The sequence below is a fragment of the Brevundimonas sp. NPDC058933 genome (assembly GCF_049315965.1).
Classification (GTDB): Bacteria; Pseudomonadota; Alphaproteobacteria; order Caulobacterales; family Caulobacteraceae; genus Brevundimonas.
Genome location: NZ_JBMOSL010000007.1, coordinates 51662 through 77808 on the forward strand (window position 1 = coordinate 51662; position 26147 = coordinate 77808).

The window sequence follows — 26147 nt, forward strand, 5'->3', positions numbered from 1 at the left end:
CCGCATACGGCGGCGTTGTCACAACAACGTCTCGCCGCCGTCATCCGCGCGTGAGGCTTCGACCCCGGCTGCTGGAGTAAGCAGCCGGGGTCTCCTTTTTCGGGGGTGTTCGGAGCGTCGGGCGTGATCGCACGGGTCGGGGAATGGGGGCGTCAGGCGCGCACGGCGATCGCCGCGCGGCCGGGGCGGATTCGCGCCGGGGTCGAGATCGCCCTGGTCGCCCTGCTGGCGGTGCAGGCGGGGCGTCTGGCCTGGATCTTTGTCGCGCCCGAGCCTGAAACGGCGGTCGCGAGCCGCGCCGCCGCCGCGCCCATGGACGCCTCCATCTTCCAGCGTTTTGACGCCTTCTTCCGCACCGGCGACAAGAGCAGCCTGGCCGAGGCGGCCGGCGCCGACAGCGACGCCCTGCGCCTGTTCGGCGTGCGGGCGGGCGGGGCGGACGGGGGTTCGGCCATCATCGGCCTGCCCGACGGACGACAGGTCTCGGTCGGCGTGGGCGAGACCATTTCCGAGGGCCTGACCCTGGCCTCGGTCGGCGAAGACTTCGTCACCGTCTCGCGCGGCGGATCGGTCAGCCGACTGGTCTTCACCGAGACGCCCGCAGGCGCGGCCGCCCCCCCGCCGCCGCCCGCGACGGCGCAGGTCATGAGCCCGACCAGCGGCGCGCCGGCCCCGGTTTCGGCGGCGGCCCCCGCCGCCGCTGCGGCGACCGGCCCGGTGGTCGATCCCAAGCGGCTGATGGCCCAGGCGTCCTTGCGTCCGCGCATGGACGGGCTTCGCATCCGCGGCTTCACCCTGGCCGCGCGCGGCGACGGGGCGGCGCTGCGGGCGGCGGGGCTGCAATCCGGCGACGTCATCCTGGCCGTCAATGGGGCCGAACTGAACAGTCTGGAACGTCTGTCCGAACTGGGCGGCGAACTTTCCGGCAGCAGCGCCGCCGAGATCCGCTTCGAGCGGAACGGCCAGGTGCAGACCACCACCATAAGGACCGGCCCGTGATGCGCCTTCCCCGCTCTTTCGCCGCCGTCGCCCTGTCGGCCCTGATCGCGGCCCAAGGCCCGCTGCTGGCCTCGCCGGTGATGGCCCAGGACGGCGGACGCCAGACCCTGAACGTCCAGGGCGCCGACATCCGCGCCTTCATCCAGGATGTGGCCCGCACCACGGGCCGCACCTTCATCGTCGACCCCGCCGTGACCGGCACCGTCACCGTGACCAGCCAGCGGGCGCTGAGCCGGAGCGAGCTGTTCGAGGTCTTCCTGTCGACCCTGCGCGCCAATGGTCTGGTGGTGACGCCGACCAGCTCCGGCGCCTATCGCATCAGTCCTGCCCAGGGCGCGGCCCAGGGGCCGTCCACGGTCGGGTCCGAGCGCTTCTCGACCCAGGTTTTCCAACTGCGTAACATCGACGCCGCCTCGGCCGCCGAGACCATCCGGCCTCTGGTCGGACCGCAAGGCCAGGTTCTGGCCAACCCCAGCGGCAACAGCGTCGTGGTCGCCGACTTCGCCGACAACCTGAGCCGTATCCGCAGCCTGATTCAGCGCATCGACGTGGACCGCGCCTCGTTCGACGTGGTGACGCTGGAGAACTCCTCCGCCGCCGAGATCGCCGGCGTCCTGGCCCAGGTCCTGACCCCGCCCGGCGGCCAGCCGGGGCAGGGGATGGTGTCGGTGACGCCGGTGGCCAGCTCCAACTCCGTCATCCTGCGCGGCGATCCCGCCGCCGTGGCGCGGGTGCGGCCTCTGGTCGAGGATCTGGACCGCCGCGCCCGCTCGGCCGACGACGTCAAGGTCGTCTTCCTGCAACACGCCAACGCCGAACAGCTGCTGCCCGTGCTGCAACAGATCGTCGGCCAGCCGGTCACGGCGGCCAGCGCCACCGCGACGCCCCCCGCCGCGCGCGGAACCGGCGAAGCCGCCGCTGCGCCTCAGCCTGCGGCTGCTCCCGCCGCGCCGGTCGCGGGCCAGAAGGCCAGCATCGCCCGCTTCCCCGGCGCCAACGCCCTGGTCATCTCGGCCTCGTCCGACACACAGCGGATGCTGGCCGAGGTCATCCGCCAGCTCGACAGCCGCCGCCAGCAGGTGCTGATCGAGGCCATCGTGGTCGAGCTGGGCGACACCGCCGTGCGCGAGCTGGGGGTGCAGTGGCTGCTGGCCGGGTCGGACGGCAATCCCATCGGCCTGACCAACTATTCCGACAGCGCGACGCCTCTGCTGCCGATCGCGGGCGGGGCGGCGGCGGGCCAGTTGGACAAGGATGATCCGCTGCGTGAGCAGCTTCAGAACCTGGCGCTGAACAGCCTGCTGGGCGCCAACGGCTTCATCGGCGGGGGCGGCGGGCGCATCGGCTCGGACGGCCTGTTCGGCTTCATCATCAATGCGGCCAAGTCGGACGAAGGCTCCAACCTGCTGCAGACCCCGTCGCTGATGACGCTGGACAACGAGGAGGCGACCATCCTGGTCGGCCAGGAGGTGCCGATCACGACGGGCGAGGCCCTGCTGGACGGCAACTCCAACCCCTTCCGCACGACCCAGCGTCAGGACATCGGCGTCAAGCTGATCGTCAAGCCGCAGATCAATGCGGGGGGCTCCATCACCCTGTTCCTGCGCCAGGAGGTGTCCAGCATCAACGGCGTCCTGACCAGCAACGCCTCGGACCTGGTGCTGAACAAGCGCGAGCTGGAGACGACGCTCGTGGTCGACGACGGCGAGATCGCCGTCGCCGGCGGCCTGCTGGATCAGAACGACCGCCTGTCCGTCGACAAGGTGCCTGGGCTGGGCGACATCCCCGTGCTCGGCAATCTGTTCAAGTCGACCAGCCGCCAGCGCGGGCGGACCAATCTGATGGTCTTCATCCGCCCGACCATCATCCGCACGCCGGGCGACGCCCAGCAACTGAGCGCCGACCGCTGGGGCTATATGCGCGGCGAGCAGCTGCGGGCCCAGCCGGGCGTCGAGCCCAGCCTGGACGAGATGCTGCGCGACTATATGCGCACCCAGGCGCCGGTCGCGCCGCGCGCCATCGACAACCCGGCGCCGGGCGGGACCGCGCCGGTCGGGGAGGTGACCATCTCGCCGCTGGCGCCCGCCCAGAACGCGACGCCGCCGCAGGGCTGAGGACCATGATCACCCTGGTCAATCCCACGCTGCCCTATGGTTTCGCCAAGCGGAACGGCGTCATCCTGCTGGACGCGGGCGACATCGCCGTGGTGGGCCTGCGCGACGGCGCCGACCCTCTGGCCCTGGTCGAGACGCGCCGGGCTCTGGGACGGCCCTTGCAGGTTCAGGCCATGGATCAGGCCGAGTTCGACCGTCGCCTGTCCGACGTCTATGCGGGCGACCTGAACGCGGCGGGCGATCAGCAGATGGAGATGCCGTCGGGCCTCGACGGCCTGATCGAGGACCTGCCCGCCGCCGCCGACCTGCTGGACTCGGCCGACGACGCCCCGGTCATCCGCATGATCAACGGCATCATCGCCGAGGCGGTGCGCGCCGGCGCCTCCGACATCCATCTGGAGCCCTATGAGAGCGCCCTGGTCGTGCGGATGCGGGTCGACGGCGTCCTGCGTGAAAGCCTCAGTCTGAACCCGCGCATCACGCCGCTGCTGGTGTCGCGCATCAAGGTCATGGCCCGTCTCGACATCGCCGAAAAGCGCGTGCCGCAGGACGGGCGCATCCCCCTGGCCCTGGGCGGCAAGACGCTGGACGTGCGCGTCTCGACCTTGCCGTCGCGGGCGGGCGAGCGGGTGGTGCTGCGCATCCTCGACAAGGATCAGGCCGACCTGCGGCTGGAGGATCTGGGCATGGACCCGGTCGCGCTGGACGCCTTCCGCCACGCCCTGCGCGAGCCCAACGGCATCATCCTGGTCACCGGCCCGACCGGCTCGGGCAAGACGACCAGCCTCTACGCCGGCCTGTCGCTGCTCAATGACGCCACCCGCAACATCCTGACGGTCGAGGACCCGGTCGAATACGCCATCGACGGCGTCGGCCAGACCCAGGTCAATCCCAAGGTCGGCATGACCTTCGCGGCGGGCCTGCGCGCCATCCTGCGTCAGGACCCGGACGTGGTCATGGTCGGCGAAATCCGCGACGTGGAGACGGCCAGCGTCGCCGTCCAGGCCTCGCTGACCGGGCATCTGGTGCTGTCCACCGTCCACACCAACGACGCCGCCGGGGCCGTGACGCGGCTGCGCGACATGGGGGTGGAGCCCTTCCTTCTGGCCTCGACCCTGCGGCTGATCGTGGCCCAGCGGCTGGTGCGGCGGCTGTGCGGCGAATGCCGCCGCGCCGAGGCCGCCGACGCCGCGACGGCGCGTCTTTCCGGCGTGGCCGAGGGCGCCACCGTGTGGCGAGCTCAAGGCTGCGGATCGTGCAACCACACCGGCTATGTCGGCCGCGTCGGCGTCTATGAGACGCTGAAGATCGACGACAGGGTGCGCCGCCTGATCGCCGCCGAGGCGGACGAAGACGCCCTGATCGCCGCCGCCTTCCCCCAGGGCGGAACCCTGTCGGACCGGGCGCGCGGCCTGGTGCTGGCGGGCGTGACCTCGGTCGAGGAGGCGGTGCGCGTGACCCGTCAGGAAACGCCCGAGGCGCACCCGCTGCCTGAGCCCGCCTTGGGAAGCGCGGCCTGATGCCCGCCTTCGACTACAGCGCCGTGGATGTTTCGGGCCGCACCGTCGCGGGCGTGCTGACCGCGCCGGACGAGGCGGGCGCGCGCAAGGCGCTGGAGCGCCGTCGCCTGATGACCCTGTCGCTCAGCCGGGCATCAGGAGCCGCCGCGACGAGCGACAAGGCCCCGCGCCTGCGCCAGAAGCTGTCGGCGCGGACCCTGGCCCTGACCACGCGCCAGCTAGCCACCCTGATCACCGTCGCCCCCGTCGACGAGGCCCTGCGCACCCTGATGCTGCAAGCCGAGCGGCCGAACGTGCGCCGCATCCTCTCGGGCGTCCATGCGGGCGTGGTCGAGGGCCAGCGCCTGTCGGAAGCCATGGCGCGACAGGGCGCGGCCTTTCCGCCGCTGTACCGCGCCACCGTGGCGGCGGGGGAGGCGTCCGGCGCGCTGGGCCCCATTCTGGAGCGTCTGGCCGACGGGCTGGAGCGCGACCAGCAGGTGCGCGGCAAGGTGATCACGGCGCTCGTTTATCCCGCTGTCCTCGCCCTGGTGGCCCTGGGGGTGGTGATCGCCCTGATGGTCTTCGTCGTGCCCAAGGTGGTCGATCAGTTCGACAGCATGAACCAGACCCTGCCCCTGCTGACGCGGGCGGTGATCGGGATTTCGGACCTGATGCGGAACTGGGGCTGGCTGTTCCTGCTGCTGCTGGTCGGCGGCGGTGCGGGCTTGGTCGCGGGGCTGCGCAATCCCAGGTTTCGGCTGGCGGTGGATCGGCGGATCCTGCGCCTGCCGGTCGTCGGGCGGCTGACGCGCGACCTGCACGGGGCGCGCATGGCGCGCACGCTGTCGACCATGATCACGGCGGGCCTGCCGGTGCTGGAAGGGCTGACCATCACGGCCCGCACCGTGTCGAACCGGGCCTTGCGCGCCGCGACCGAGATGATGGCCGACGCCGTGCGCGAGGGCGGGGGCCTGTCGGCCGCCATGCGTCGCGCCGACGTCTTTCCGCCCATCCTGGTCCACATGACGGCCTCCGGCGAGGCCAGCGGCCGGCTGGAGCCGATGATGGAGCGCGCCGCCGACTATCTGGAGCGCGAGTTCAGCACCTTCACCGCCGTCATGCTCAGCTTCCTCGAACCCGCGATCATCGTCGTCATGGGCGGCGTGGTCGCCCTGATCGTCCTGTCGATCCTTCTGCCCATCCTTCAGATCAACACCCTGGCGATGGGGTGAGACCGGAACCCGCCATGACCGAAATGCAGCCGCAACATCCCGCCGAGCCAGTCGCCACCGAGAGCGCTTGTGTCCGCGCTCAAGCAGCGAGCGACCGCGTCGCTCGCGATAGCGCTTCACGGCGCAAAGCCCGCCAGGGCTTTACGCTCGTCGAATTAATGGTGGTCATCGTCATCATCGGCCTCTTGGCCACGGTGGTGGCGATCAACGTCCTGCCGACCCAGGACAAGGCCATGATCGGCAAGGCGCGGGCCGACATCTCGACCCTTGAACAGGCCGTCGAGACCTACCGACTCGACAACCTCAGCTTCCCCGACGGCCAGAGCGGCCTGCAGGCCCTGACCGCGCCGCCCGCCGGGCTGGCCCGCCCGGAACGCTACCGCGAGGGCGGCTATATCCGCCGCCTGCCGGAGGATCCCTGGGGCAATGCCTATCAATACCGCCGCCCGTCCGCCCACGGCGGTCAGTTCGACGTCTTCTCCTACGGCGCCGACGGCCAGGAAGGGGGCGAGGGCAATGACGCCGACATCGGCAACTGGCAGAGCTGAGGCGTCCGCCCAAAATCCGTTGTCTCGCGCTCGAAATCTCGCTCATGCAGCGAGCCGCCGCGCGGCGAGCGATAGCGAAAAAGATCAAGGTAGAGCCCGTCAGGGCTTTACCTTGATCGAGCTGCTGATGGTCGTCGCCATCATCGGCTTGGCCGCCGGGGCCGTGGTGCTGGCCGTGCCCGATCCGCGCCCGCCCGTCGGCGACGAGGCCGAGCGTTTCGCTGCGCGACTGGTGCGGGCGCGCGAAGAAGCCCTGCTGACCAACCGCGCCGTGGCGGTCGAGGCCACGGCGACGGGCTACGCTTTCTCCAGCTTCGACGGCGTCCAGTGGTCGCCCCTGACCGACGGTCCCTTCGGCGAGGAGCGCTGGGCCGAGGACACCGCCGCTAGGGCCGAGGGCCAGCCGGCGGACGCGCCCCTGCGCGTCGTCTTCGACCCGACCGGCGTGGCCGACGCGGCGGCGCTGACCCTGTCGCGCGGCCCGCGCGCCGTGACCGTCGCCGTCGATGCGGCGGGCGAGGTGCGGGTGAAATGAAGGCGAGCGGCAAGGGGAGGAGGGGCTTCACCCTGATCGAACTGCTGGTGGCGCTGGCGGTGTTCAGCTTGGCGGCGCTGGCCCTGCTGAATCTCGGCGGCGAGAACACGCGCTCGGCCGCGCGCGCCGAGACCCGGACCCTGGGCGGGATCGTGGCCGAGAATCTGGCGGTCGAGGCCATGACGGCGCGGCCGGCGCCGGCGCCGGGCGACAGCGACGGCACGCAACCCCTGGCCGGCCGCGACTGGCGCTGGACCCGGTCGGTGACGGCGACCGACGACCCCGACATCCTGCGCATCGACATCCGCGTCTCCGACGACGAGGGCCAGGCCGCCGAGCGCGTCCTGTTCCGGGCGGTCGCGCCGTGAAATCGCGCGCCCAGACGGCGAGAAGCGGCTTCACCCTGATCGAGGTGATGATCGCCCTGCTGATCTTCGCCCTGCTGGCGGCGGCGGGGGTGCTGGTGCTGAGCCAGAGCATCGACAACCGCTTCGTGGTCAAGGCCGCGACCGACCGCACGGCCGAACTGCAACGCCTGCGCGCCTCCCTGAGCGCCGACCTGGGGCAGGCGGCGCCGCGACGGGTGCGCGCCGCCAACGGCCAGCCGGCCTTCTCGACCATCCTGGCCGCCGAGGCGCCGGGCGATCCCCTGCTGGTGCTGGTCCGCGCCGGGTGGGGCAACCCCGACGGCCGTCCGCGCGCCTCGCTGCAAAGGGTCGAATACCGGCTGGTCGAGGACCGGCTGGAGCGACGGGTCTATCCCTATCTGGACGGGGCGCGGCCCGGCCCGCCGCAGGTCCTGTATCAAGGCGTCAACGCGCCTACGCTGGCCTTCATCAGCGAGGGGGCCGAGGCGCCGCGTTTCCTGCCGTCGCCGGATCGGCCCCTGCCGGACGCGGTGCGGCTGGACCTGACGCTGGAAGGCTATGGCCCGGTGCGCCAGCTGTTCGTGGTCGGGGGCGGGCGATGAAGATGCGCCCGAAACAGCGTGAGGGCATGGCTCTGCTGACCGTCCTGCTGCTGGTGGCGGTGATGGCGGCGGTGGCGGTGCTGGTGCTGGACGACATCCGCTTCTCAGTCCGCCGCACCATGAATGCGGAAACGCAAAGCCAGGCTCAGTGGTATGCGGCGGGGGCGGAGGCTCTGGCGCGGCGCCAGATCGGGCGCCTGCGTGATCTCGACCCGGTCAAGACGCCGATCCAGCCGGACTGGAACGGCCGTGTGCTCAGTTTCCCGGTCGAGGACGGTTCGATCACCGCCCGCCTCAGCGACGGTCAGGCCTGTTTCAACCTGAACAGCGTGGTCGAGGGCCAGCTGGAGGTCTATGTCGCCCGACCTCTGGGCATTCAGCAGTTTGTCGCCCTGGGCCGCGCCCTGAACCTGCCGGACGGGCGGATGCGGGCGATCGCCGACGCCCTGACCGACTGGATCGACACCGACACGACGCCGCGCGCCCAAGGGGGCGAGGACGCGGCCTATGCCGGTCAGGCCCAGCCCTATCGCACCGCTGGAACCCTGCTGGCCGAGGTCAGCGAGCTGCGCGCCGTAAAGGGTGTGGACGCCGAGACCTATGTCGCCCTGCGGCCCTACCTCTGCGCCCTGCCGACCACGGATCTGTCGCCGATCAACCCCAATACCCTGAGGCCCGAGCAGGCGCCCCTGCTGGTCATGCTGGCCGACGGCAGGCTGAGCCTGGCCTCGGCCAAGGCCGCCATCGCCGCCCGACCGGCGAACGGATGGAGCGACGCCAACGCCTTCCTGATGCAGGGGCCGATGCGGGGCGTCGAACTGCCGATCACGGTGCAGGACCAGCTGACGGTCCTGACCCGTTTCTTCAACCTGCGCGTGGATGTGGAGTTCGGCGCAAGCCGCGCTGTCCGCACCGCCCTGATCGAACTGCCTCAGGCCGGGCCTGCGCGCACTGTCATCCAACGCTGGACCCTGGACGAATGAGCCGCATCCGACTGATCCTGATCCCGCCCTCGGCGGCCCTGCCGGCCTCCTGCCTGACGCTGGACGCGCAAGGGACCGTGCTGACGCGCGGCGTGGTCGAACTGGGCGGGCCTGCGCCCGAGCCGATGCGGACGGTGGCGGTGGTTCCCGGCGCCGACGTCCTGATCCGCTGGCTGGACCTGCCGTCGGGCAGCCCGGCCCAGGTGGCGGCGGCGGCGCTGCATCTGCTACGCGACGACCTGGCGGCGCCCGCCGACCGGCTGAGCGCCGCCCTGGGGCCCGTCGCGGCGCCGGGCGAGCGGCGGCTGGTCGCGGTGGCGGCGCGCGGTCTGTTGCAGACCTGGGGCGACTACCTGTCCAGCCTCGGTCTGAAGGCCGACGTCATGATCCCCGACAGCCTGATCCTGCCGGAACCGGCGGAGGCGGGGGCTCTGAGCGCGGCCGTCTTCGGCGCCGATCTGGCCCTGCGCGGGCGTGAACTGGCGCTCAGCGTCCAGCCCGATCTGGCCGAGGCCGTGGCCGTGGGGCGCGCGCTGGAACGCATTGGCCGCGCCGACGAGATCGAGCGCCTGCTGGCCGCCGCCGCCCTGAACCCGCCGATCAACCTGCTGGCGGGGGCGGGACGCCGGATCGAGGCGGACCGGCGGGGATGGAAACGCGCCGGGGCGCTGGCGGCGGTCCTGGTCGTCTCGCCGCTGATCCTGACGCTCGCCGCCGCCGGGCATGATGAATGGCGCGCCCGCGACGCCGACCATCGCGCCGAGGCCGCTGCGCGCAAGGCCTTTCCCGACATCCCGCCGACAGCCGACGCCGTGGCGGAGGCCTCGCGTCGTCTGACCACGGCCCCGCCGCCGGGCGGACCCACGGCGGCCGCCGCCGCCCTGTTCGCCGCCGTCGAGGGCGTGGAAGTGGCCGAGCTGGACAGTCTGACCGCCGATGAAGACGGCGTGCGGGCCACCGTCACCTACCCCGCCTATCAGGACCTCGACGCCCTGCAGCAGGCCATGGCCGCCAAGGGCATGAGCCTGACCGATGAAAGCACCGTGGACGACCAGGGCAAGGTCGTCTCGGAAGTCCGCGTGGGAGGCGCCTGATGAGCCGGATCATCCAGTCGATCGGCCTGTGGTGGGACGGCCGTTCGGTGCGCGAGCAGAGGATGCTGGCGGTCATGGGGCTGCTGATCGCGGCGGTCCTGATCTGGCTGCTGGTTCTGCGGCCCGCCTGGACCTGGCGCGAGGCGGCGGCGGAGCGGCGGGTCGCGGCGGTCGCCAGCCTGAACCGCATCGAGAGCGGTCTGGCGGCGCTGACGCCTGAAAAGGCCGGGGCGCCCATGCCCCTGATCGAGGTCGAGCAGGCGGCGCGCAGCGCCGCCGAGGCGACGGGCCTGTCTGTCGCCCTCTCGGTGGACGAGGCCGGCGGTATCGGGTTCGAAGCGCCCGGGGTCGCTTCCGCGGCCCTGTTCGGCTGGATGGCGACGCTGAAGACTGAGTATGGGATCGACACGGTCGGCGTAACGGTCATCGAGAATGCGGACGCGACGCTGGACGCTTCGGGAACATTGGCCGGGTAGCGCCTTGCGACGCAGGCTAAACAGGTGCGCCCTGCATGATACTATCTAGACGTGATGGGGGCGGAGTCGTTAACGCTAGGCTGTGACGAAGGAAATTTCAGACCCGAAGCTGACGCCGCGTGAACTGGAAATCGTCCGGTTGGCGGGTTTGCGGCTGGGCGACAAGGAGATTGCGCAGCGGCTCAACCTGTCGCCGCGCACGGTTCAGAACCATCTGCATCGGGCCTATGAAAAGCTCGGCGTGTCCGACCGCCTGCAGGCCGCGCGTCGCCTGAGTGATCTCTACTCAGGGGGATCATTCCCCCTATCCGACGCGGCTCTGGTTGCTCCAGTTGAGCCTGTCTCTGCAGCGCCTTCGACAGCGCTCGGGGGCGGGAAGGCGCGGCGTTCGCTCTATGAACGGTACGCAGCGCTGGACGGCTGGCGCCGGCCCAGGAAGCTGGGGGGCTCCCTGCTGTGGCTGATCATGGGCTGGTCTCTGGCCTGGTTGATCATCGCCGCAGTCGGCGCCAGCCTCGCCAATCCCGTTCTCGAGTCCGTCCAGCGCCTGCGGTGATCGTCACTCAGGAGGCTCGACGCCGATGCCAGTCCCGAAACAGAGGCGCCCGGTGCGGGCCGCCGTATCCGCTGGCGGCGGGTGCAGGCCATGCACGGGCTGACGACCAGCGGTGCACCCCTTTCATATCGTGATGCTGAGCGCCAACCTGATCGGCCTGGCGCTGATCCTGTGGCGGGGGGAGTGGATCGATCGTGCAGCGACCTTCGCCCTGATCGGCGCAGTCGCTGCGACCACGGTGCTGCAAATGCTGCATGTGCCCGGCATGATGGTATGGGCCGCCCTGCTCGACGTCGCGCTGTTCCTGACCTTCTGGGCGCTGGCCGAGCGCGGCGAGCGATGGTGGATCGTCGCCCTGGCCGGGTTCCAGTTCATCGCGGTCATCGCCTATCTGGCGCCCTTCTTCGCCTGGGAGCGGCTGCAATGGGCGGTCGTCACGGTGAACTGGGCCGTCTGGCTGCTGGACAGTCTGTGCGTCTTCTTCGGCGTCTGGGAGGCGTCCTACGCCCGGCGCTTCGCGCGGGAGGCGCGTAATGGCGCAGGAATGGACCATGGAGGCGGCGCGCGCCCTCTTGCGTCAGTGGAATAGAAGCCAGGTCGAAGGCGCTGTGAGGGATGGTGGTCTGACGGTCGATCTGGGCGATCTGGAGCGGTGGCTTCTGGACCAGTCGCCGACCTCGCTGGCGGAGGCGGAACGCCTGCTGGATCTGATCACGACATACGAAACGGGGGCCGGCGGCGATCCTGGTGCGCTTTGTCGAATGAGCCGGGCGGGGCGCAACGACATCGGCAGCGGCAGCCGGGTCGAGGTCAGTTTCGCCCCTTGCGCCTCTGGCCCCATGGCCGGGCGGGCCTGAAAAGTCATCATCGGCTGACGTCAGGGAAGGCTTTCAACCGTAAAGCCGGACTGCTAGAGCGCGGCTCCAGTCCGCGACAGAGCCGTGCGCCGTCGCTCCGCCAAGCGGTTGCTCCTCTCCATGAAATTCCCTGTCCGCGCCGCGTTTCTCGCGTCCGCCTCCCTGTCCGTGCTCGTTTTTGCCGCGCCTGCTGTCGCTGACGACCGGCCGACGGCGATGACCGAGGGGCCGACCCAGGTGTCCGAGATCGTGGTGACGGCGCAGCGACGCCAAGGGGCTCTGGCGACGACGCCTCTGTCGCTGACGGTGGCGGGCCAGCCGCTGCTGAACGACGTCGGCGTGCGCGACATCAAGGACCTGCAGATCCTGACGCCGGGCCTGATCACAGCCTCGACCTCGAACCAGACCTTCACCACCGCCCGCATCCGCGGCGTCGGCACGGTGGGCGACAATCCGGGGCTGGAAAGCTCGGTCGGCGTCATGATCGACGGCGTCTATCGCCCCCGCAACGGCGTGGCCCTGGGCGACTTGGGCGAGGTCGAGCGCATCGAGGTGCTGAAAGGCCCGCAGCCGACCCTGTTCGGCAAGAACGCCTCGGCGGGCGTCATCAACGTCGTCACCGCCGCGCCGTCGTTCACCCCGCGTCTGGCAGGCGAGGCGACCTTCGGCGACTACGGAACCCAGGGTGGCTCGGTCTCGCTGACCGGCCCCATTGTGGACGAGGTTCTGGCCGGGCGCCTCTATGTCGCCGCGCGCCGTCGTGACGGCCTGTCCGACGTCAAGACGGGCGACGGTCCCCGCACCGCGACCGACGACCAGAACGAGCACTACGACACCGTGCGCGGCCAGCTGCTGTGGCGCGCCACGCCCGACCTGACCGCCCGCCTGACCGCCGACTGGACCGAGCGGGACGAGCGCTGCTGCGTCGGCGTGCAGCTTGTCACCGGCGGCACGGCGCCCCTGCTGGCCACCTTCGCCCCCGACGGCGGGGTGGCGGCGACGCCCGACCCCTGGGCGCGCGTCGCTTATTCCAACCGCGACACCAACACCCGTATCCGCGACAAGGGTCTGGCCCTGCACCTGACCGCCGACCTGGGCTGGGCGACGCTGGACAGCACCACGGCGGTGCGCGACTGGCGCGGCGTCATCAGTCAGGACTGGGACTTTACGTCGGCCGACCTGGCCTATCGTCCGGACGACGGCAGCTGGTCCAACCGCTTCCGCACCCTGACGCAGGAGGTCCGCCTGTCGGGCCAGCGCGGGCGTCTGGACTGGTCGGGCGGCCTCTTCCTGTCGGACGAGAAGCTGACCCGTCGCGACAGCCTCTTCTATGGCGCCGACTACGAGGCCTATGTCGGCCGCCTGCTGTCGCGCTCGACCGCCAATCCGCTGGGCGACCCCGCCTACGTCTCGACCCTGACCGGCCTGGCCGTGGGCCAGAGCTTCGTCGAGGGCGAGGGTCAGCTGGACCGCTACTGGCAGACGACCCGGAGCGCGGCCCTGTTCGGCCAGGTCTCCTACGCCGCCACCGACCGCCTGACCCTGACCGGGGGGCTGCGCCGCACGCATGAGACCAAGGACATGAGCGCGGCCTATGAAAACACCGACGGCGGCCGCGCCTGCGCCGCGGCCTTGGCCAATGGCGTGGTCAACGGCACGCTCTGCCTGCCCTGGTCCAACCCGGCCTTCAACGGCCTGACGTCGTCCGAGACGGTCAAGGACGAGGCCTGGACCGGCCTGGCCCGCGCCGAGTTCAAGGCCGGCGAAGGCGTGCGCCTCTACGCCTCATGGTCGCGCGGTCGCAAGAACGGCGGCTTCAATCTGGACCGGGGCCAGACCAATCTGGTGCCCGACGCCTCGCGCGCCTTCGGGGCCGAGACCGCTGACGCACTCGAGGTTGGGGTCAAGAGCGTCCTGCTGGATCGCCGCCTGCTGATCGGCGCCGCCGCCTTCCGCCAGACCTATGACGACTTCCAGCTGAACACCTTCCTCGGCACCACCTTCCTGGTCCGCTCGGTGCCGGAAGTCCGCGCCAAGGGCGTCGAGGCCGACTTCATGTTCCGGCCCGTCGAGGGCCTGTCGCTGCAAGGCGGCGTCACCTACGCCCAGACGGAATACGGCGACGAGGCCGTGCCGGGCCTGCCCCTGCTGGCCGGTCGTCGTCTGGCCTTCGCGCCTTTGTGGAGCGGGTCGCTGGCGGGAACCTATGAGCGTCCGGTGGCGGCGGGGCTGACCGGCCGCGTCACCCTGGCCGCCAAGTATTCGTCGGAATACAACACCGGCTCGGACCTGGACCCGGCCAAGAGCCAGCCGGGCTTCTGGCTGGTGGACGGGCGTGTGGCGCTGGCGAAAGACGAGGCCTGGAGCGTCGAGCTGTGGGGCCGGAACCTGTTCGATCAGGACTATCGTCAGGTGGCCTTCGGCGCGCCGTTCCAGACGGGCACGCTCGGCGCCTTCCTCGGCGCGCCGCGCACGGTGGGCGTGACGCTGCGATTGATCCGCTAGGTCGGGTGGCGCCGGACGGGGAATCCCCTATGTCTGGCGCCATCATTCCTTGGAGAGACAGCATGACCCAGACGCGCGATCAGGTTCTGAGCGGCGAAGTCGAGATCGACGGCGCCACCTTCGTGAACTGCGAGTTCAAGAATGCGCGGCTGGTCTATCGCGGCGGCCTGGCGCCCAATTTCAACAACTGCCGCTTCACCCAGTCGAACTTCGCCTTCTTCGACAGCGCGGCGAACACGCTGAACTTCCTGCGCGCCATGGCGCCCAAGGAGACCAACATGCGGGGCGTGGTCGCCGGCCTGATGCCGGAACTCGGGATCTAGGGCGTCAGTCGGCCTTGCGCGCCTGCTCGCGGGCGGCGCGCTCGGCCTGGCCGCGCCAGCCATAGCCCTCGCCGTGCTTGCCGACGCTGGAGAAGACGGCTTCCTCGGCCTTGTGGAAATACTGCTCGGCCACCATCCAGCCCTTGAACGGCCTCAGCACGCCCAGGCACATCAGGGCCAGGATCGGCAGGGTGACGACGAAATGCACCCAGATCGGCGGGTGGACGTTGAACTCGAAGATCATGAAGCCGATCATGCCGACGATGCCCACCGCCGACATCACGAAGAAGGCCGGGCCGTCCGCCGGATCGGCGAAGCTGTAGTCCAGACCGCAGTTCGCGCAGTCCTTGCGGATGGTCAGATAGCCCTGGAACAGCGCACCCTCGCCGCAGCGCGGGCAGCGGCAGCGGACGCCGGTCTTCAAGGGGCTGAGCGGCGGATAGACGGGGTCTGACACAACAACACCTGACGGAACGGGGTGACGATAACGTCGATACCCTCGGATGTCGGCCTTTCGCGCCGGCGTCGCAAGCGGGTGATTTGTCCCACCTGAATTCTCAGGTTTTTCATGCAGGAACGCGGCGAGGGGGCGTCCGTTGTTTTGCCGATGACCGAAACCCTGAGCGACAGCCTGCCTGCGGATGTCGAGGCCCTGATCCGACGGGTGCTCCAGGCGGCCTGCGATCAGGAGGTAGCGCTGGCCACGGCGGAAAGCTGCACCGGGGGCCTTCTGGCCTCGGTCCTGACGGACGTCGAGGGCTGCTCCCATGTCTTCGAGCGGGGTTTCGTGGTCTATACCGACAGGGCCAAATCCCAGCTTCTGGGCGTGCCTGCGGATCTGATCGCCGCCCAGGGCGCGGTGTCCGAAGCCGTCGCGCGGGCCATGGCGGTGGGCGCGATCACAGGCTCGGACGCCGATCTGGCCCTGGCCATCACCGGTTTCGCCGGCGCGGCCGGGCCGGGCGACGAGGCGGGGCGGGTGCATTTTGCCCTGGCCCGGCGCGAGGGCGACGTCACCCATGTGCTGCGCCGCTTCGGCGACATCGGGCGCGGACCGTGCCGGCTGGCCTGTCTGCGTCAGGCGCTGCAGATGATGGCGACGGCGCTTAACCCGCGTTAACCGCGATGAAAGCCCTTTCGCGCGAGTGTGCGCGCGTATGTCCGGGGCCACCGCCAGCAAGCGCGTTCTGAAATCGACCGTGGCGGCCGCCGCGGCGGGCGTCGTCGTGTTCGCGCCGATGGCTCCGCACGCCGAGGGCGTCAACGTCGGCAGCGGTCCGGTCGAGATCCGCGTCGGCGCCAACACCGGCTTCACCAAGATCGAATTCGCCGGGGCTGTGGGCGCGCGCGCCCGGGTGCGCCAGGACGGCCGCGCCGTCATCGTCCGGATCGGCACGACCGCCGCGCCGGACGTCAGTCGCTTGAGGGTCGATCCGCCCAAGGGGGTCGAGAAGGTCGAGACCCGCGCGGCCTCGGGCGGCACCGAACTGGTCCTGACCCTGGCCGAGGGGGCGGGCGTGCGCACCGGCTCGGCCGACGGCGCGGTCTGGCTCAACCTCTATGCCCCCGGCGCCGTGCCGGAGGGCGCCAAGCCCTCGGTCGTGCCCGCCGGCGGGGCCGTGCCCGTGACCGCCGAGGTCAAGGACGAGACCACCCGCCTGACCTTCGCCTGGGCCGCGCCCGTGGGGGCCGCCGTCTTCCGTCGCGGCGACGCGGTCTGGGTGGTGTTCGACGCCGCCGCCCGCATGAACATGCCCGCCGCCGCAAAGGCCGGCGCTGCGGCCAAGGCGCGCTGGGCCGCCGGCCCCGAGTTCACCGCCATCCGTATTCCCGCCGCCGAGGGGCAGACCGTCTCGGCCCGCGCCGACGGCGCGTCCTGGATCGTCACCCTGGGCGGCGCGGCCGCGAGCGTGACCGGCGTCGAGATCGGCCGCGACGACAGCGCCCGGACCGCCCTGACCGCCCGCATGGCCGGGGCCACCAAGACGGTCTGGCTGACCGATCCCATGGTCGGCGACCGCTTCGCCGCCGTCACCGCCCTGGCCCCCGGCAAGGGGCTGAAGACCGGCCGTCGCACCGTCGATCTGGCCCTGCTGCCCACCGCCCATGGCCTGGCGATCGAGACGCCGACCGACGACCTGACGGTCGAGGCCGAGGGCGACATCGTCACCCTGTCGCGGCCGAAGGGCTTGCGTCTGTCGCCCCCCAGCGTGGGTCTGGAAGCGGCGGAGCAGGAAACACAGGCCCCGCGCGCCGCCGTGCGTCCGGCCCTGATCATCGCCGACTGGGCCGATCTGGGCGGGGACAGCTTCAGCGCGCGCCATCGCGTGTTGCAGGAAGCCGCCGAACAGGAAAGCGGTCGCGCCGCCGAAGACCCGCGCGCCCCCATCGAATCCCGTCTGGCCTATGCCCGTTTCCTGGTGGGGCAGGGGCTGGGTTATGAGGCGATCGGCGTGCTGAACGCCCTGGTCAAACAGTCTCCCGCCATGCAGGGCGTGGCCGAGGTGCGCGGCCTGCGCGGCGCGGCCCGCGTCTCCATCAACCGTCTGGCCGAGGCCGAGGCCGACTTCTCGTCCGGGGCGCTCGCCGGCGATCCGTCCACTCGCGTCTGGCAGGGCTATATCGCCGCCCAACGCGGCGACTGGACCACGGCGCGGCAAGCCTTCGCCGCCGGCTCCGGCGTGGTCGACAACTTCACGCCCGAATGGCGCGCCCGTTTCGGCACGGCCCACGCCATGGCGGCGGTCGAGACTGGCGATCTGGACGCCGCGCGCGAGCTGCTGGCCTATGTCTTCAGCCAGCCGGGGATTTCCGCCCCGGACCAGCTGGCCGCGCGTCTGGTCCAGGCCCGGCTGTTCGAGCTGGAACAGACGCCCGAGCGCGCCTTGGCCGTCTACAAGGCTGTGGCCCGCGCCCCGTTGGACGGCATTTCGACGCCCGCCCGTCTCGGCGTCGTGCGTCTGGAGATGGCCAAGGGGACGATGAAGCCCGACGCGGCGGCGGCTCAGCTGGAGGCGCTGAAATGGCGCTGGCGCGGCGACGCGACCGAACTGGCGGTGATCCGCAGCCTGGGCGAGCTCTATCTGTCCCAGGGCCGCTATCGCGAGGCCCTGACCACGCTGAAGGCGGCGGGCCGCAAGATCGTGGTCCTGCCCGGCGGCGACAAGCTGCAGTCCGATCTGGACAACGCCTTCCGCGCCCTCTTCCTCGACGGGGCCGCCGACGGCCTGCAGCCGGTTCAGGCCCTGGCGCTCTTCTTCGACTTCCGCGAACTGACCCCGGTCGGCGCTGACGGCGACGAGATGGTGCGGCGTCTGGCCCGGCGTCTGATCGACGTCGATCTGCTGGATCAGGCGGCGGAGCTGCTGAAGTATCAGGCCGACAACCGCCTCGACGGCGTGGCCAAGGCCCAGGTCTCGACCAATCTGGCCGCCGTCTATCTGATGAACCGTCAGCCGGAGCAGGCGCTGCAGGCCCTGTGGAGTTCGCGCACCACCCTGTTGCCGACCGCCATGAACACCGAGCGCCGCGCCCTGGAGGCCCGCGCCCTGATGGAACTGGGCCGCTATGATCATGCGCTGGAGCTGCTGGGCAATGATGCGTCGCCGGCGGGCCGCGACGTGCGGGCTGAAATCTTCTGGAAACAGCAGCAGTGGGGCGCGGCGGCGGCCATCTACGAGCAGCAGCTCGGAACCCGCTATCGCGACGCCGTCATCCCGCTGACGGCGGACGAGGAGAACCGGCTGATCCGCGCCGGGGTCGGCTATTCGCTGGCGCGCGACGCCGGGGCGCTGAACCGTCTGTCACGCAACTATGGCGGTTTCGCCGAGAAGGCCCGCTCGCCGGGCGGCATCCGCATCGCCCTGGCCGGGCTGGACGGCGCCGATGGTTCGGGCCGACCGCAGGACTTCGCCACGCTCAGCGCCGGGGCCGACACCTATGCGGGCTGGATCGCGGCGACGAAGGCCGAGTTCCGTGAAAAGACAGGCGGGCAGAAAACGGGCGCCTAATTGAAAAACCCTCTCCCGGCGGGAGAGGGCTTGAGCTTCGGAGAGCCGGAGGCGATCCGCAAAGCGAAAGGGTGAGGGGCTAGGGTTTCCGAAAGAAGCACCGAGCGGCGGCTTGCGCCGACATCACCCGGGAACCCTCACCCTTTGGCTGCTACGCGCCGCCCTCCGGGTCGCCTGGACCAATCGCTTCGCTCTTGGAGGCTCAAGCCCTCACCCACAGGGAGAGGGGCCGATGCCCTTCCCCCGCGAGGAGGGAAGGGCAAGCCAGAAGGCTTAGCCGTTGACGGCGTCCTTCAGGGGCTTGGAGACGCGGAAGCGCACAGCCTTCGAAGCAGCGATCTTGATGGTCGCGCCCGTTGCGGGGTTGCGGCCTTCGCGCTCGGCGCGCTCGGCGGTGTCGAACACGCCCAGGTTCGAGATGCGAACGTCCGAACCCGAAACCAGGCTCTTGTGGATGTTCTTGACGATCGCGTCGAGGACGCGGCCGGCGTCGGCCTGCGAGACACCTGCGTCCTTGGCGACGGCGGCGATCAGTTCGGCTTGAGTGGTCATAAGGGTTTTCCCAGTGGTGGTCGTCCGATTCCCGGACGAAGACCGGAGGATCAACACGCGTTTGCCTCAGCTTGGCAAGCCCGCATGACGCTCAAAGCCCCGGAGGCTGGGGATTTATCCCCCGCCGACCCCTCTCTGGAAGCTCTCGACCAGGCTTCCCGCCACCAGTCGCCAGCCGTCCACCAGCACGAAGAAGATCAGCTTGAAGGGCAGGCTGATGACCACCGGCGGCAGCATCATCATACCCATGGACATCAGCACGCTGGCGACCACCAGATCGATCACAAGGAACGGAACGAAAAGAAGAAATCCGATCGTGAAGGCCTTCTTCAACTCGCTGATCATGAAGGCCGGCGTGACCACCCGCAGGGGCAGTTCCTGCACGTCCTGGGGGGGCTCGATTTTCGACAGTCGGGTGAACAGGGCCAGGTCGCCGCGATCCACCTGGGCCAGCATGAAGGTTTTCACCGGTTCGGAGGCGGCATCGAAGGCCTGGGGCAGCTCCATCTGCTGATCCATCAGCGGACGGATGCCCGAATCATAGGCGTCCTGCCAGGTCGGGGCCATGACGATGGCGCTCAGGAACAGGGCCAGGGAGACCAGGACGGCGTTCGGCGGCGACTGCTGCATGCCCAAGGCCGTCCGCAGCAGGGACAGCACCACGATGATGCGCACGAAGCTGGTGGTCATGATGACGATGGAGGGCGCCAGCGACAGCACGGTCATCAGGCCGACCAGTTGGACCACCCTCTGGGTCAGGCCGGAGCCGGTGCCCAGGTCGATGTTGATGGCCGACCCGGACTGCGCCGCCTCCTGCGCCAGGGCGCCCAGAGGCCAGACCAGGCAGAGTGCGGTGGTGATCAGCGACAGCAGGGCTGCGCGTTTCAGCTCGGCGCGGTTGGGCAGGGCGAAGACACTCTCCCTCCCCTTTTTGGGGAGGGTGGTCGCGGAGCGACCGGGTGGGGAGGGCTTGATGATACGAGCGCGGCGCTTGGTCGGCGCAAGCGCCCCCACCCGTCTGGCGCTGCGCGCCAGCCACCCTCCCCATGAAGGGGAGGGAGAAGGGCTGAAGCGGCTCATTTGACGTCTCCCGCCTCGACCGCCACGCCGCGCGGCTCGATCAGTTCACGGCCCTCGCCCAGCAGGATCAGCCGCTCCTCGGCGTCCACCCGCACCAGGACCAGGCGCCTGGCCGGGTCCAGCACCAGGGTTTCGATCACCTGAAGCCGCCGCGCGCCGCGTTCGGCCTGGAACCTGGCCAGCACCTGGGGCGCATAGCGACGCGTGGCCCAGGCGGCCAGGCCGATCAGACCGAGGGTGATCGCCAGGCCGAACACCGCCCGGAACAGGTCGAGGAAATTCATGCGGATTCGAGGCCCCCAAGGCGCGGGAATGCGGCGCCTAGGAGCGCGCCGCTTCGCCCGCACGTTTCGCGCCTCGTGGTTAACGGCGCGTTTAGGAAGACGGAATATTAACCATGCAGGCGGCAAATTCTGCCGATCAACCGTTCGAGGGCCTTTCGTGTCCGTCACCGACATTCCGCTGCTGAACCAGATCAAGGGCCGTCTCGGATGGCTCGACGATCGCCAGCGCGTGATCGCCCAGAACGTCGCCAACTCCGATACGCCGGGCTTCATGGCCCGCGACCTGAAGGCGCCGACCGACTTCGCCGAGGCCATGCGCACCGGCGGCGGTTTGAAGATGGTCGCCACCAACGCCCGCCACATCGCGCCGCCGGGTCAGGCCGCCCGTTTCGACTCGCTGAAATCGCCCGATTCCGAGACCACGCTCGACGGCAACTCGGTCGTGGTCGAGGAGCAGATGCTGAAGATGGCCGAGAGCCGCATGGCCTATGACGCGGCCATCGGCTTCTACCAGAAGTCCATGCAGATGATCCGCATGGCCGCCAAGAAGCCCGGCGTCTGAGGCAGGAGACTTAAGCCATGCCTGATCCCGTCACCGTCGCCCCCCGCAACAACGCCATGGGCGTCGCCGCCAGCGCGCTGAAGGCGCAGCAGTCGCGGATGCGCGTCATCGCCGAGAACATCGCCAACGCCCAGTCGACGGCCACGGTCGCGGGGGGCGAACCCTATCGCCGTCAGACCCCGATCTTCCAGGCCAAGAACGTCAACGGCGCGACCGGCGTGGTCCTGGCCGAGGTCCGCCCGGACCAGAGCCCGTTCCGCATGGAATACGACCCGTCGCACCCGGCGGCCAATGCGGAAGGCTATGTCCAGCGCCCCAACGTCGACACCCTGGTCGAGGCCATGGACATGCGCGAGGCGCAGCGCGCCTATGAGGCCAACCTGAACATCATCGAGACGGCGCGGAACATGGAGTCCCGCACCCTCGACATCATCAAGAAATAAGAGGGCCTAGATCATGAACCCCATGATGGCGGCCAAGGCCTATGCGGCGGTGCAGGGCGGGGCCATGCCCACAGCCACGCCGCCCAGCGCAGCCTCTGCGGCGCAGGGGCCGGGCTTCTCCGAACTGTTGCAGAACGTCATGACCCAGACGGCGCAGCAGACGCGCGGCGCCGAAACCCAGATGGCCCAGATGGTCCAGGGCCAGGGCAGCCTGATCGACGTCGTCACCGCCGTCTCGTCCGCCGAAGCCTCGCTGGAAACCGTCATGGCGGTGCGCGACCAGGTCATCTCGGCCTATCAGGAAATCATGCGGATGCCGATCTGAGGGCGCGTTTCTTCTTTCCTCCCCACGACGTGGGGAGGGGGACCGCGTAGCGGTGGAGGGGGCGGCGCGACTTTAGCAGTCAGGCGCGCGAATTGACGCCGCAGCGCCGCCCCCTCCGTCTCGGCCGCTATCGCGACCGATCCACCTCCCCATCGCTTCGCGACAGGGAGGAAAGGGGTCGAACCCCCGCCGTCAGCGGTTCTCTCCCGATCAGGGAGAGAGACATCATGCTCAAGGACAAGAACTCATCCGCCATCGTGGCGGTGAAGGATCTGGACCGGGCCAGGGCCTTCTATTCCGACGTGCTGGGCCTGAACCTGGCCGATACGTCGATGGACGGGATGCTGGGTTATCGCACGGGCAACACCTGGCTGACCGTCTACAGGTCCGACTTCGCCGGGACGAATCAGGCCAATGCGGTGACCTGGGACGTCGGCGTCGAACTGGACGACATCGTCGCCGCATTGAAAGTCAGGGGCGCGGCCTTTGAGCATTACGACGACATGGGCCGCGAGGGCGACGTCCACGTCTGCGGGTCCATGCGTCTGGCCTGGTTCAAGGACCCCGACGGCAACATCCTGCATCTGGTCGGCTCGACGGGGTGATCTTGATCCTCCCCTGCGAAGCGGGGGAGGGGGACCATGCGCAGCATGGTGGAGGGGGCGGATGCAGGCTGGTGTTCAAAATGACGAGAGGACCGCGTGTGGCGCTCGCCCCCTCCCCCGTCGCTCCGCGACAAGGGAGGATCAGATCAGCCTTCCAGCGACACCACCGGCTGCTTGATCTCGGCGCGCGAATGGCCGCGCTTCTTCAGCCAGGCGCGGATGCGTTTCTGGATCGGATTGTCGACGCCGTAGTGGAACAGGAAGGCGAAGACGAAGGCCGCGCCGACGCCCATGATCCACAGGGCCCAGCGCCAGATTTCGCCCAGGTTCAGCCTGTTCGCCGTGGCCTCGGCCAGGCCGAACCAGCCGATGCGGACCACTTCATTCGAGATGAACATGGCGAAGGAGACGACCGCCGCCTGCTCGACCAGTTTCGACGGCCTGGTCACCGGCACGGCGCCCGCCGCCAGGATGATGATGGAGATCAGGGTCAGCGAGATCAGGGCGTGCTTGTCGAAATACTGGACCACAGCCAGACCGACCGAGGCCAGCAGCAGGGCCCATCCGGCCAGTCGCGGGTGGATCCAGACGCCTTGCGCAAACCAGGCCAGCCCCATGCCCAGCACGAACAGGGGCAGGGCGCGCCAGATGCCCAGGGCCAGCGGCATCTGATAGACCGGATACTTGAGGATGGCCCAGCACAGTTCATTGGCCGCCAGATAGCCGACCACCACCAGCCCCAGCGCCATCCACGGCCCGACCCGCGTCAGGCCGCGCAGCACCCAGGGGAAGGCGAGGTAACAGCCCAGCAGGGCCGAGATCGACCAGCTGGGCGCGTTCCAGCCCAGACCGCCATGCACGCCGAACGACTGGACCAGGGCCGCCTGCGCCGGCAACTGGTCCCAGGCGAACCACTCGGGATGGGTCGGCGGCAGGCCGATGGCCGTGCCCAGCAGCACCATGGCCACCAGCAGGCCCAGCATGATCAGATGGGCCGGAAACACCCGCAGCGACCGCTTGAGGAAGAAGTCGGTCTTCGACATCCGCCCGCCGCCGACGGCCGCGCCGTACACCCGCATCAGCACATAGCCGCTGTCGATCAGGAAGAAGTTGGTCAGCAGGAAACCGCCCCGCTCGAACACCGGATGCACGGCGTCGGCCAGAGGCACGGGCGCCGAAGCCTGGAAATGGTGCAGGATGATCAGCGAGGCCACGATGAACCGCAGGGCGTCCAGCCATCCGCCGCGCATGATCGGCGGCGGCTCATTATGAGACGAAAACGCGGTCCAGCCCATGGCGATGGCTCCTTCAGAGCTGGACACGCAAGAAGGGGGCCGGTCAGCCGGCGCGACGCTCGGCTCCTCGCCGACGGCCATACGCCTGAACGGCCACGACCCGGGGCGACACGGAAAGCCACGCCCGCCCATGACGACAATCCCTCCGAGGACGCCTTGCGAGAGAGGGCGCGCGGATTCGTGATCGGCGGGCGGGCGCGATACAGCCTCGATCGTGCTAGGCTTGGCATGGGCGACCTTCCCCGCCCCTTCAGTCCAGTTTCCGATCTGACGTGCGGCTTCTGACCGTGACGCCAGACGCGTGCGTGCTCTCTTCCAACGGGCTCGCGGGCCCATGGCGACAGGATGCCAAACCATGCCTTTCATCACGACCGACGACGGGACCGAGATCTTCTACAAGGACTGGGGCGGCGGGCAGCCCCTGGTCTTCCATCACGGTTGGCCGCTCAGCGCCGACGACTGGGACGCCCAGATGCTGTTCTTTCTGGGCCAGGGCTATCGCGTCATCGCGCACGACCGGCGCGGGCACGGCCGCTCGACCCAGACAGACAACGGCAATGAAATGGACACCTACGCCGCCGACGTGGCGGCGCTGGCGAAGCATCTGGATCTGAAGGACGCTGTTCATATCGGCCACTCGACCGGCGGCGGCGAGGTGGCGCGCTACGTCGCGCGGCACGGCGAACCGAACGGCCGTGTGGCCAAGGCGGTCCTGATCGGCGCCGTGCCGCCCCTGATGCTCAAGACCGAGGCCAATCCCGGCGGTCTGCCGCTGGAGGTGTTCGACGGCTTCCGCGCCGCCCTGGCGGCCAACCGGGCGCAGTTCTATCGCGAGGTGCCGGCCGGTCCCTTCTACGGCTTCAACCGCGAGGGTGCCCAGGTGTCGCAGGGCGTGATCGACAACTGGTGGCGCCAGGGCATGCAGGGCGGGGCCAAGGCTCACTACGACTGCATCAAGGCCTTCTCGGAAACCGATTTCACCGAGGATCTGAAGGCCATCAGCGTGCCGACCCTGGTCCTGCATGGCGACGACGACCAGATCGTGCCCATCGACGACTCGGCCCGGCTGTCGGCGCCCCTGCTGAAGAACGGGACGCTGAAGATCCATCCCGGACTGCCGCACGGCATGTGCACCACCCACGCCGACGTCATCAACGCCGACCTGCTGGCCTTCATCAAGGGCTAGGGCGTGAGGCTAGCCCCGGACGAGCCGCAGGAATTCCTCGCGCGTCCGGGGATCTTCGCGGACGGTGCCCAGCAGGCAGCTGGTCGACAGGCTGGCGCCGGGGACATCGACGCCGCGCATGGTCATGCAGCTGTGCTCGGCCTCGATGACCACGCCGACGCCGTGCGGGCGCAGCACGTCCTGAATGGCGTGGGCGATGTCCGAGGTCATCTTCTCCTGGATCTGCAGACGCCGCGCAAAGCCGCGCACCACGCGGGCCAGCTTGGAAATGCCCACGACCCGGTCGGTGGGCAGGTAGCCGACGTGGGCCACGCCGACGACCGGCAGCATGTGGTGTTCGCAGAAGCTGACGAAGCGGATGTTCTTCAGCACGACCAGTTCGTCGTAGCCGCCGACCTCCTCGAAGGTCTTCTCCAGATATTCGCGCGGCTCGACCTCATAGCCCTGGAACAGCTCGCGATAGGACTTGGCCACCCGCTTGGGGGTTTCCACCAGACCCTCGCGGTCGGGGTTGTCGCCCGCCCACTGGATCAGGGTGCGGACGGCGGCTTCGGCTTCGGCCTGCGAGACGGAGGGTTTGTGCGCGTGGTCGGTCATGGCTTGTCCATATAGCTGGGCGTGGCGATCAATCCAGCCGCTTTCCTCCCATTCCCATGGGGAGGGGGCGACGCGAGGTTGGCCGGTCAATGCGCCTCTCGTGTTGACCCCGGCGTCGTCCCCTCCGTCTCGACCGCCTTCGCGTCCGATCCACCGCCCCATGGAATGGAGAGGAAAGTTCGGAGGTAAACGGCCTGTTAACCATCCTGTCGGCATTTTCTGCCGAGTTCCCTGGGGTGGTCGATGAGCGGCGCGGAAGTTCTGGATATTGGCCGCGACGCCATCTGGCTGACGATCCAGCTATGCGCGCCCGTGCTCGTCGTCGGCCTGGTGGTCGGCGTGGTCATCGGCCTGTTTCAGGCCCTGACGCAGATTCAGGAACAGACCCTGATCTATGCGCCCAAGATCATCGCCATCTTCGTGTCGCTGCTGCTGTTCCTGCCGCTGATGGGGGCGCTTCTGGGCGGCTTCATGCGCGAGATCGCCGCCCGCATCGCCGGGATGTAGTCGAGGC

General features: G+C 69.6%; 30 protein-coding genes. 24 read left to right on the top strand and 6 right to left on the bottom strand.

The features are described 5' to 3' along the window. The first annotated feature begins 123 nt into the window (after nucleotides 1-123). The 16 genes from ACOZBP_RS12330 to ACOZBP_RS12405 all read left to right on the top strand — a co-directional run bounded on the left by ACOZBP_RS12330 (nucleotide 124) and on the right by ACOZBP_RS12405 (nucleotide 14694). Nucleotides 124-999 carry a type II secretion system protein N gene (locus ACOZBP_RS12330; protein WP_422676731.1) on the top strand — a complete coding sequence of 292 codons (876 nt, stop codon included), beginning with the start codon at nucleotides 124-126 and terminating at the stop codon, nucleotides 997-999. After that, nucleotides 999-3113 (top strand): type II secretion system secretin GspD, encoded by a 2115-nt coding sequence (gene gspD / locus ACOZBP_RS12335; protein ID WP_422676824.1) that lies wholly within the window; start codon nucleotides 999-1001, stop codon nucleotides 3111-3113. The genes ACOZBP_RS12330 and gspD overlap by 1 nt, the downstream gene beginning before the upstream one ends. A 5-nt stretch (nucleotides 3114-3118) precedes the next feature. Next, complete coding sequence (gspE, locus tag ACOZBP_RS12340; RefSeq protein WP_422676732.1) at nucleotides 3119-4633, top strand: type II secretion system ATPase GspE; 1515 nt, start codon at nucleotides 3119-3121, stop codon at nucleotides 4631-4633. Next, complete coding sequence (gene gspF / locus ACOZBP_RS12345) at nucleotides 4633-5847, top strand: type II secretion system inner membrane protein GspF (RefSeq protein ID WP_422676733.1); 1215 nt, start codon at nucleotides 4633-4635, stop codon at nucleotides 5845-5847. The genes gspE and gspF overlap by 1 nt, the downstream gene beginning before the upstream one ends. 14 nt (nucleotides 5848-5861) lie before the next feature. Then, nucleotides 5862-6395 carry a type II secretion system major pseudopilin GspG gene (gspG, locus tag ACOZBP_RS12350; RefSeq protein ID WP_422676734.1) on the top strand — a complete coding sequence of 178 codons (534 nt, stop codon included), beginning with the start codon at nucleotides 5862-5864 and terminating at the stop codon, nucleotides 6393-6395. 112 nt (nucleotides 6396-6507) lie between these two features. Next, on the top strand, nucleotides 6508-6930 hold the full coding sequence (locus tag ACOZBP_RS12355) for a GspH/FimT family pseudopilin (protein ID WP_422676735.1): 423 nt from the start codon (nucleotides 6508-6510) through the stop codon (nucleotides 6928-6930). Then, entirely contained in the window at nucleotides 6927-7298 is a 372-nt protein-coding gene (gspI, locus tag ACOZBP_RS12360; protein ID WP_422676736.1) for a type II secretion system minor pseudopilin GspI, read from the top strand. The genes ACOZBP_RS12355 and gspI overlap by 4 nt, the downstream gene beginning before the upstream one ends. Further along, a complete protein-coding gene (gene gspJ, locus ACOZBP_RS12365; RefSeq protein ID WP_422676738.1) occupies nucleotides 7295-7900 on the top strand; it encodes a type II secretion system minor pseudopilin GspJ in 606 nt (201 codons plus the stop codon). The genes gspI and gspJ overlap by 4 nt, the downstream gene beginning before the upstream one ends. 2 nt (nucleotides 7901-7902) lie before the next feature. Beyond that, nucleotides 7903-8883 carry a type II secretion system minor pseudopilin GspK gene (gene gspK / locus ACOZBP_RS12370; protein ID WP_422676739.1) on the top strand — a complete coding sequence of 327 codons (981 nt, stop codon included), beginning with the start codon at nucleotides 7903-7905 and terminating at the stop codon, nucleotides 8881-8883. Further along, the gene (gene gspL, locus ACOZBP_RS12375) at nucleotides 8880-9977 is read left to right on the top strand and encodes a type II secretion system protein GspL (RefSeq protein ID WP_422676740.1); all 1098 of its coding nucleotides are present in this window, start codon (nucleotides 8880-8882) and stop codon (nucleotides 9975-9977) included. Before gspK ends, gspL begins: the two co-directional genes overlap by 4 nt. Then, nucleotides 9977-10453: a type II secretion system protein GspM gene (gspM, locus tag ACOZBP_RS12380; RefSeq protein WP_422676741.1), complete on the top strand. Its 477-nt coding sequence runs from the start codon at nucleotides 9977-9979 to the stop codon at nucleotides 10451-10453. Before gspL ends, gspM begins: the two co-directional genes overlap by 1 nt. Nucleotides 10454-10535: 82 nt before the next feature. Then, nucleotides 10536-11009, top strand: coding sequence for a response regulator transcription factor (locus ACOZBP_RS12385; RefSeq protein WP_422676742.1), 474 nt, complete (start codon nucleotides 10536-10538; stop codon nucleotides 11007-11009). 112 nt (nucleotides 11010-11121) lie between these two features. Continuing rightward, nucleotides 11122-11598, top strand: a complete 477-nt coding sequence (locus ACOZBP_RS12390; protein WP_422676743.1) for a hypothetical protein — start codon at nucleotides 11122-11124, stop codon at nucleotides 11596-11598. Beyond that, nucleotides 11543-11866 (top strand): hypothetical protein, encoded by a 324-nt coding sequence (locus tag ACOZBP_RS12395; RefSeq protein WP_422676744.1) that lies wholly within the window; start codon nucleotides 11543-11545, stop codon nucleotides 11864-11866. Before ACOZBP_RS12390 ends, ACOZBP_RS12395 begins: the two co-directional genes overlap by 56 nt. Before the next feature lie 120 nt (nucleotides 11867-11986). After that, nucleotides 11987-14371, top strand: coding sequence for a TonB-dependent receptor (locus ACOZBP_RS12400; protein ID WP_422676745.1), 2385 nt, complete (start codon nucleotides 11987-11989; stop codon nucleotides 14369-14371). A 62-nt stretch (nucleotides 14372-14433) separates the two neighbouring features. After that, entirely contained in the window at nucleotides 14434-14694 is a 261-nt protein-coding gene (locus tag ACOZBP_RS12405; protein ID WP_422676746.1) for a hypothetical protein, read from the top strand. A 4-nt stretch (nucleotides 14695-14698) separates the two neighbouring features. Here ACOZBP_RS12405 and ACOZBP_RS12410 read toward each other — a convergent pair whose 3' ends face one another. After that, entirely contained in the window at nucleotides 14699-15151 is a 453-nt protein-coding gene (locus ACOZBP_RS12410) for a DUF983 domain-containing protein (protein WP_422676747.1), read from the bottom strand. Between the two features lie 150 nt (nucleotides 15152-15301). On the opposite strand from ACOZBP_RS12410, the gene ACOZBP_RS12415 reads away from it, so the two are divergent. Next, nucleotides 15302-15814, top strand: a complete 513-nt coding sequence (locus ACOZBP_RS12415) for a CinA family protein (protein WP_422676748.1) — start codon at nucleotides 15302-15304, stop codon at nucleotides 15812-15814. A gap of 37 nt (nucleotides 15815-15851) precedes the next feature. Continuing rightward, nucleotides 15852-18704, top strand: coding sequence for a hypothetical protein (locus ACOZBP_RS12420; RefSeq protein WP_422676749.1), 2853 nt, complete (start codon nucleotides 15852-15854; stop codon nucleotides 18702-18704). A 273-nt stretch (nucleotides 18705-18977) separates the two neighbouring features. Here ACOZBP_RS12420 and ACOZBP_RS12425 read toward each other — a convergent pair whose 3' ends face one another. The 3 genes from ACOZBP_RS12425 to ACOZBP_RS12435 all read right to left on the bottom strand — a co-directional run bounded on the left by ACOZBP_RS12425 (nucleotide 18978) and on the right by ACOZBP_RS12435 (nucleotide 20620). Next, entirely contained in the window at nucleotides 18978-19256 is a 279-nt protein-coding gene (locus ACOZBP_RS12425; protein WP_105564062.1) for an HU family DNA-binding protein, read from the bottom strand. Nucleotides 19257-19370: 114 nt separating this feature from the next. Then, nucleotides 19371-20162 carry a flagellar type III secretion system pore protein FliP gene (fliP, locus tag ACOZBP_RS12430; RefSeq protein ID WP_422676825.1) on the bottom strand — a complete coding sequence of 264 codons (792 nt, stop codon included), beginning with the start codon at nucleotides 20160-20162 and terminating at the stop codon, nucleotides 19371-19373. A 170-nt stretch (nucleotides 20163-20332) separates the two neighbouring features. Beyond that, the gene (locus ACOZBP_RS12435) at nucleotides 20333-20620 is read right to left on the bottom strand and encodes a flagellar biosynthetic protein FliO (RefSeq protein ID WP_422676750.1); all 288 of its coding nucleotides are present in this window, start codon (nucleotides 20618-20620) and stop codon (nucleotides 20333-20335) included. Nucleotides 20621-20777: 157 nt separating this feature from the next. On the opposite strand from ACOZBP_RS12435, the gene flgB reads away from it, so the two are divergent. The 4 genes from flgB (at nucleotide 20778) to ACOZBP_RS12455 (ending at nucleotide 22555) form a co-directional block, all read left to right on the top strand. After that, a complete protein-coding gene (gene flgB, locus ACOZBP_RS12440) occupies nucleotides 20778-21182 on the top strand; it encodes a flagellar basal body rod protein FlgB (protein WP_422676751.1) in 405 nt (134 codons plus the stop codon). A gap of 56 nt (nucleotides 21183-21238) precedes the next feature. Further along, nucleotides 21239-21625: a flagellar basal body rod protein FlgC gene (flgC, locus tag ACOZBP_RS12445; protein ID WP_422676826.1), complete on the top strand. Its 387-nt coding sequence runs from the start codon at nucleotides 21239-21241 to the stop codon at nucleotides 21623-21625. A gap of 13 nt (nucleotides 21626-21638) precedes the next feature. Next, nucleotides 21639-21950 (top strand): flagellar hook-basal body complex protein FliE, encoded by a 312-nt coding sequence (fliE, locus tag ACOZBP_RS12450; protein WP_184265730.1) that lies wholly within the window; start codon nucleotides 21639-21641, stop codon nucleotides 21948-21950. Nucleotides 21951-22177: 227 nt separating this feature from the next. Next, nucleotides 22178-22555 (top strand): VOC family protein, encoded by a 378-nt coding sequence (locus ACOZBP_RS12455; protein ID WP_422676752.1) that lies wholly within the window; start codon nucleotides 22178-22180, stop codon nucleotides 22553-22555. A 146-nt stretch (nucleotides 22556-22701) separates the two neighbouring features. Here ACOZBP_RS12455 and ACOZBP_RS12460 read toward each other — a convergent pair whose 3' ends face one another. Further along, nucleotides 22702-23850 carry an acyltransferase family protein gene (locus tag ACOZBP_RS12460; RefSeq protein WP_422676753.1) on the bottom strand — a complete coding sequence of 383 codons (1149 nt, stop codon included), beginning with the start codon at nucleotides 23848-23850 and terminating at the stop codon, nucleotides 22702-22704. 355 nt (nucleotides 23851-24205) lie between these two features. On the opposite strand from ACOZBP_RS12460, the gene ACOZBP_RS12465 reads away from it, so the two are divergent. Beyond that, a complete protein-coding gene (locus tag ACOZBP_RS12465) occupies nucleotides 24206-25036 on the top strand; it encodes an alpha/beta fold hydrolase (RefSeq protein ID WP_422676754.1) in 831 nt (276 codons plus the stop codon). A 9-nt stretch (nucleotides 25037-25045) separates the two neighbouring features. On the opposite strand, the gene folE is transcribed toward ACOZBP_RS12465, so the two are convergent. Continuing rightward, nucleotides 25046-25633, bottom strand: coding sequence for a GTP cyclohydrolase I FolE (folE, locus tag ACOZBP_RS12470; RefSeq protein WP_313001184.1), 588 nt, complete (start codon nucleotides 25631-25633; stop codon nucleotides 25046-25048). 243 nt (nucleotides 25634-25876) lie between these two features. Between folE and fliQ the strand changes: the two genes are divergently transcribed. Continuing rightward, the gene (fliQ, locus tag ACOZBP_RS12475) at nucleotides 25877-26140 is read left to right on the top strand and encodes a flagellar biosynthesis protein FliQ (RefSeq protein WP_105564070.1); all 264 of its coding nucleotides are present in this window, start codon (nucleotides 25877-25879) and stop codon (nucleotides 26138-26140) included. Nucleotides 26141-26147 lie beyond the last annotated feature (7 nt).

Excerpts from the sequence above, each read along its gene's own strand:
- ACOZBP_RS12465 (WP_422676754.1), top strand. The coding sequence starts at position 24,206 with ATGCCTTTCATCACGACCGACGACGGGACCGAGATCTTCTACAAGGAC.
- gspD (WP_422676824.1), top strand. The coding sequence starts at position 999 with ATGCGCCTTCCCCGCTCTTTCGCCGCCGTCGCCCTGTCGGCCCTGATC.
- ACOZBP_RS12395 (WP_422676744.1), top strand. The coding sequence starts at position 11,543 with ATGGCGCAGGAATGGACCATGGAGGCGGCGCGCGCCCTCTTGCGTCAG.
- gspG (WP_422676734.1), top strand. The coding sequence starts at position 5,862 with ATGACCGAAATGCAGCCGCAACATCCCGCCGAGCCAGTCGCCACCGAG.
- gspF (WP_422676733.1), top strand. The coding sequence starts at position 4,633 with ATGCCCGCCTTCGACTACAGCGCCGTGGATGTTTCGGGCCGCACCGTC.
- ACOZBP_RS12415 (WP_422676748.1), top strand. The coding sequence starts at position 15,302 with ATGACCGAAACCCTGAGCGACAGCCTGCCTGCGGATGTCGAGGCCCTG.
- flgC (WP_422676826.1), top strand. The coding sequence starts at position 21,239 with ATGGGCGTCGCCGCCAGCGCGCTGAAGGCGCAGCAGTCGCGGATGCGC.
- gspK (WP_422676739.1), top strand. The coding sequence starts at position 7,903 with ATGCGCCCGAAACAGCGTGAGGGCATGGCTCTGCTGACCGTCCTGCTG.
- gspM (WP_422676741.1), top strand. The coding sequence starts at position 9,977 with ATGAGCCGGATCATCCAGTCGATCGGCCTGTGGTGGGACGGCCGTTCG.
- ACOZBP_RS12420 (WP_422676749.1), top strand. The coding sequence starts at position 15,852 with ATGTCCGGGGCCACCGCCAGCAAGCGCGTTCTGAAATCGACCGTGGCG.
- ACOZBP_RS12455 (WP_422676752.1), top strand. The coding sequence starts at position 22,178 with ATGCTCAAGGACAAGAACTCATCCGCCATCGTGGCGGTGAAGGATCTG.
- fliQ (WP_105564070.1), top strand. The coding sequence starts at position 25,877 with ATGAGCGGCGCGGAAGTTCTGGATATTGGCCGCGACGCCATCTGGCTG.
- gspI (WP_422676736.1), top strand. The coding sequence starts at position 6,927 with ATGAAGGCGAGCGGCAAGGGGAGGAGGGGCTTCACCCTGATCGAACTG.
- gspL (WP_422676740.1), top strand. The coding sequence starts at position 8,880 with ATGAGCCGCATCCGACTGATCCTGATCCCGCCCTCGGCGGCCCTGCCG.
- ACOZBP_RS12435 (WP_422676750.1), bottom strand. The coding sequence starts at position 20,620 with ATGAATTTCCTCGACCTGTTCCGGGCGGTGTTCGGCCTGGCGATCACC.
- ACOZBP_RS12405 (WP_422676746.1), top strand. The coding sequence starts at position 14,434 with ATGACCCAGACGCGCGATCAGGTTCTGAGCGGCGAAGTCGAGATCGAC.
- folE (WP_313001184.1), bottom strand. The coding sequence starts at position 25,633 with ATGACCGACCACGCGCACAAACCCTCCGTCTCGCAGGCCGAAGCCGAA.
- ACOZBP_RS12460 (WP_422676753.1), bottom strand. The coding sequence starts at position 23,850 with ATGGGCTGGACCGCGTTTTCGTCTCATAATGAGCCGCCGCCGATCATG.
- fliE (WP_184265730.1), top strand. The coding sequence starts at position 21,639 with ATGAACCCCATGATGGCGGCCAAGGCCTATGCGGCGGTGCAGGGCGGG.
- ACOZBP_RS12425 (WP_105564062.1), bottom strand. The coding sequence starts at position 19,256 with ATGACCACTCAAGCCGAACTGATCGCCGCCGTCGCCAAGGACGCAGGT.
- ACOZBP_RS12400 (WP_422676745.1), top strand. The coding sequence starts at position 11,987 with ATGAAATTCCCTGTCCGCGCCGCGTTTCTCGCGTCCGCCTCCCTGTCC.
- gspE (WP_422676732.1), top strand. The coding sequence starts at position 3,119 with ATGATCACCCTGGTCAATCCCACGCTGCCCTATGGTTTCGCCAAGCGG.